This is a genomic window from Candidatus Enterococcus willemsii (assembly GCF_009933335.1).
Taxonomy (GTDB): Bacteria; Bacillota; Bacilli; order Lactobacillales; family Enterococcaceae; genus Enterococcus_F; species Enterococcus_F willemsii.
This window is the reverse complement of the sequence record NZ_MAEL01000063.1, coordinates 1-4855: the sequence shown is the minus strand read 5'-3', so window position 1 is coordinate 4855 and position 4855 is coordinate 1. Positions and strand designations below refer to the sequence as shown.

The 4855-nt window shown below is 31.9% G+C and carries 5 protein-coding genes; all 5 read right to left on the bottom strand.

Going from position 1 to position 4855, the window contains the following annotated elements:
• Positions 1-154 precede the first annotated feature (154 nt).
• Positions 155-835 (bottom strand): IS6-like element ISEnfa1 family transposase, encoded by a 681-nt coding sequence (locus tag BAU17_RS14075; protein WP_000191454.1) that lies wholly within the window; start codon positions 833-835, stop codon positions 155-157.
• A 49-nt stretch (positions 836-884) separates the two neighbouring features.
• On the bottom strand, positions 885-1244 hold the full coding sequence (locus tag BAU17_RS14070; protein ID WP_161903457.1) for an MrcB family domain-containing protein: 360 nt from the start codon (positions 1242-1244) through the stop codon (positions 885-887).
• 67 nt (positions 1245-1311) lie between these two features.
• Complete coding sequence (locus BAU17_RS14065; RefSeq protein WP_161903456.1) at positions 1312-1680, bottom strand: N-6 DNA methylase; 369 nt, start codon at positions 1678-1680, stop codon at positions 1312-1314.
• 1229 nt (positions 1681-2909) lie between these two features.
• On the bottom strand, positions 2910-3917 hold the full coding sequence (locus BAU17_RS14060; RefSeq protein ID WP_161903455.1) for an alpha/beta hydrolase: 1008 nt from the start codon (positions 3915-3917) through the stop codon (positions 2910-2912).
• Between the two features lie 601 nt (positions 3918-4518).
• A partial coding sequence (locus tag BAU17_RS14055) for a GDSL-type esterase/lipase family protein (RefSeq protein ID WP_337248048.1) occupies positions 4519-4855 on the bottom strand: 337 nt, incomplete at its 5' end.

The window sequence follows — 4855 nt, the reverse complement described above, 5'->3', positions numbered from 1 at the left end:
CTCATATCCTTTTGATAAATTATTTTTGCCGGCTAATAATATTGACCCTACAGGATATCCCCGATTATTTAATCTTTCTCCTAGGAGATGTGAAGCAGATAGGTTCTGTTGCAAAGTCTCAAAAAGGTCATTAGTTTTTCAAGATGATTCTTATTTAAGCAGGGATTCCTAATAGTCCTTTGATTTCTGTACAGACGGAAAAGCCAAAAAGAGACCCTTCTTTTCGGCTTTTTTTATAAATTCCTCGAATCGCTTCCATGCCTTTAATCGTGGTTGAGGCTGTTCGCAAACTTTGGTAAAATTTGTTTCTTCGCTTAATTGGACGATGATCTTGTTCAATCAGATTATTCAGATACTTGATTGTTCGATGTTCTGTTGTTATATACAGTCCATTTTTCTGAAGCTTTCTGAAGGCACTCTTAATAGAGGGTGCTTTATCCGTTACTAGAACCTTTGGTTCTCCAAACTGGTTCTTCAGTCGTTTTAGAAAAGCATACGCAGCCTGTGTGTCGCGCTTTTTCCGTAACCAGATATCTAAGGTTAAGCCATCTACATCGATAGCGCGATATAAATAATGCCACTTTCCTTTAATTTTGATATAAGTCTCGTCCATTTTCCATGAATAAAAGGACTGTTTGTTTTTCTTTTTCCAAATTTGATAAAGAATCTTTCCGTATTCTTGCACCCAACGGTAAATTGTGGTGTGACAAACGTGAATTCCTCGGTCATACAGAATTTCCTGCACTTCACGATAACTCAGGTTGTACCGAAGATAGTAGCCGACGGCTACGATAATCACGTCTTTTTGAAATTGTTTTCCTTTGAACTGAGTCATCTTCATTCCTCCAAGCTATCTTTTTCAATTATTTTACCTCAAAATGAGCTTATCGGAAACTTTGCAACAGAACCGCTTCTTCTAACGGTTTGTATGTTTCAGCGAAAAAAGTCCAACCTTGATTCAAGGTAAGGTAGAGTCCAGTCATATCAGCTTTGAAAAGAATCGCTATATAAATCCCTTTTGTCGTTTGGGTAGAAATCGTTTTATCAAATATACATATCCAAGGAATTTCCGCCCACTGACCTTGTCCAACGGATCCTTTGATAACGTATTTATCATTTTGTACTTTTTCTCGTATAGAAGAAACTAGATCTTTTGTTACCACTTTTGCCAAATTATTATCTTTAAGTGGCTTTTCCTTTTCTATCAAGTAATTATCTAGTACTTTTTTTAATAATTTATTCATAATAATTATACGCCTCCAATGTAAGAGCAAGTAGCCCATACTTCTTGCCCTTACACCCCACTACTCTCTATTTTTTCAACAACTCCATAAACTTCTGCAGCTCTTCCTGTGCTTCATCTGTCGTTCCTTGCAATTCACCTAGCATTTCAAATAATTTATCTGTCGATTTTTCTATCTCTTGCTTCACATCTACTAATTTTTGTGCAAGCTGTGGTAATGGCGTTACTTCCTCTTCCTCAAACGTATCTACATACCTTGGGATGTTTAGGTTATAGTCATTCTCTTTAATTTCGTCTAAGGTTGCTACATGTGCATATTTTTCAACATCTTCACGTTTTTCATAGGTTTCAATAATTTTATCAATATTTTCTATTGTCAATGAAATATTTTTATATTTCAAACACGTTGTATCTAATTTCTTTGAAGCCTCATACAATTTTCAATATCGCTATATATTAGAAAATATCACCACCTATCTTCTAGTTTGATCCATCAACATCATCTTTATATTGATTTGGATCATATAGACTGACAAAGTAAGCAAAACTCATTATTAAACTCACATCAAAAAAACAGAAGTTATTTACCTAATAGATTCTTCAAAAAATTTTTTCAAGTTTATAACAAAAATTACTAAAATGTATAAAATAATCTATTGCTTCTGTAATAGCTACTTACTGAGTAACTTATTTCTTTCTCAAACAATAAGTTTTTTCCCACTTTTTAAGCAATCTATTATGATCCATCAACTAATTCCATCTTAATAAATAAATGATAAATTTTACAGTATTTAATCCATTTTTTTCTTTTCTAAAAAAGTACAGATCATCATTAATATATTCGCTAATATGATAAAACCAAAAAGACACTCCCCACAATTGGAAAGTGTCTGAAACGTTGATATAACAACGATTAACGTTTTGAGAATTGAGAAGCTTTACGAGCTTTCTTAAGACCTGGTTAATGGATATTCTCTTTCCTTTAGTTTAAAACCATTGATTTAACAGCCGTAACATCCATTTTTAATAAAGATAACTTTTATGAAATTTCATAGAATATTATTCTTCTATTCTCTACAATCTTCTCTAAAATATCTAAGCACCAGTATGCAACCTACAAATTAAAATAACAAAGACAAAACCCTATCATTTAACCGATTTACTCAATCTAGTAAATTGCTCTCTTATTTTCAATTTCTCTCATGCTACATAGTAGTTTGTGTTTTTCTCATTTTTGAAAAAAATCCTGATATTTGTACTATTTTTCCCAAAGCTTTCCCTTACTCCTGTTAAGGTATGGAGTTAAACTTACCATTCACTGATAGACTTTTTTTACTTCGGTAATTTCAATCTTTTGTTGAAACAATTGTATTAAGTCTAATATCATTTTATAAAGATTCACTTTTATCCTTATATGTTTTCAAAATATCTTGAATAGTTGTTTTAATAGTTTCTGTATAAAACAGCACATCCTGCTTAATTTTATTAATTGTATCATCCACATAAAACTTTTTTTCTTTAAAATTCTATCATCGAGCTTCTTTTGTAATTTTTTTCATTTTAAATCTGTCAGTACCCAAGTCTCTTTCCTAGTTTAACGTAAAATATAAAGACGACCTTTTTTGTTTTATGTCTTATTTTTTCTTCCAATAATCGTATTTTTCTTTTATTTATATTGATTTAAAAATTTTAATGTCTGTTGATAGCATTCTTTTGCTTCTGTAGTGGCATAATCAAATTGATACTCATGTGTGATTTCATTTTTGTCGTTCGTATAAAAGAGCCCTTGTACTGGTATTCCCAGCTCGTTCAAACGATTTTCCAAAGTAATTCCCTGCTCTTGAAATGAATATGCATTACCATCTGTGATATATGTCGGTGGAAATTCATTTGAAACATGATCTACTAAACTAGATTGGAACAATTTAGGATCATTTTTCCAATTCTTTGTACCTATCAAGGACCACGCAACTGTTTTCACAAAAAATTTCATAAATCTATTATCGGAATGTTGTTGAGCAGTCTGTTTTAAGTTCACTGGTCCACAATAAGAAATCGTTCCTTTTAGGTTACCTTCTGGTATTGTTTGCATCATCCCCATTTCATCAGCATACGATGCATTTGTTTGAACAACAGCATATTGTAAGGCAATTTGCGCACCAGCACTGTCACCGCCCAAAAATAATCTTGATAAATCCAGCTCAGCCATTTTTCTAGTTTGCAATTCTTTTACTAAATCATTTACTTGTTTTACTTGATTCGGATATTGAGAATCCGGCGCAGTTTCATAATTCATTGCAACTACGGCTATATTAGCATCTGAAACAATTCTTGTTGCAAATTCTTTCACTCCAGATTTATCACCAGCAACAAAGCCACCCCCATGAGCCCAAATCATTACTGGAACTGCTTTTGACGCATTCTTAGGATAATAGATATCAAAGGTATTTTCTTTATGTTTTGACTTATATACTTCATTCGATATGACTTTAACATTGCCTTTAGCTTTTTTATAAGCTTGCTTGTCTGAAATTGATACTGGCGAATCAAACATCAGTCCAATTACGTAAACACCTGGCCTAGGTGACAACTGAAATGCAGTAAATACGGCTAACATCATAACAATTAAAATACCGAAAAGCCATAATATAAATTTTAGTATTTTCTTCTTCATAATTCTCCAAACGTATAATATTTATTTTTTCACTGTCAATTGTAGCATAATTATAAAAAGCAAAAAATCCATTACCTTTAATTGATCGTAAAATAGATCAATCCACACTATAAAATCAGTTTAACTAAGTTATGTGTGGATCAATTTATTTTATATTTGGAAGTAATAAATAGACACTAGAGGAGAATCGCTATCCCTAAAGAACCAAGTAGATAACGTGATCGAAACAAATTGTAGTTGCTATTTTGTTACATATCTAGCCATTTAGAGTATACAAAATAACAGCTAAATAATGTCCAATACAGTAACCAACAATCTTGTTTTCAAAAAAGGTTGGGTCTTACCTTCTCATGGTCTCTTATTTGTATAAGCTCTATAATTAAAAATTCCTCCACCAATCATCAATAAAACGACACCTATCCCGATTACTCCACAACTAATTAAAATATTGATATCCAATTCCTTACCTCCTGCCTTTTATCCGTTTCTCTTTATTTAAATTATACTCTGTGTATCAGCAATAGAACCATCGAATAACATAACAAAATTGTCATATTTTCAATCAAGAGAATACTTTAGTCCAGAGTTTTAGTTCGAGTAATTAGCGTTTGAATGCATCAACATCTATAGTTTTTGCCATTTGAGCTCCTCCTGCTTCACTTGGATGTAATTTATCTCCAGAATCATAGCTACTATTCAATTTAGTTGGGTCTTTCGGATCAGCCAAAACTTGATCAAAATCATATATGCCATCTACTTCTGTATTCTTTCTGATCCATGCATTTACTTTTTGGCGTAATTCTTCTTTTTCTTCATTCTTTATATCTTTTGTATAACCAATAAATGGACTAATGGTTGCTAAAAATATTTTACTTTCATGTTTTTTCGCTTGTTCTATGAGTTTTTCATAGCCTGAAACGGTTCTGTTGCAAAGTTTC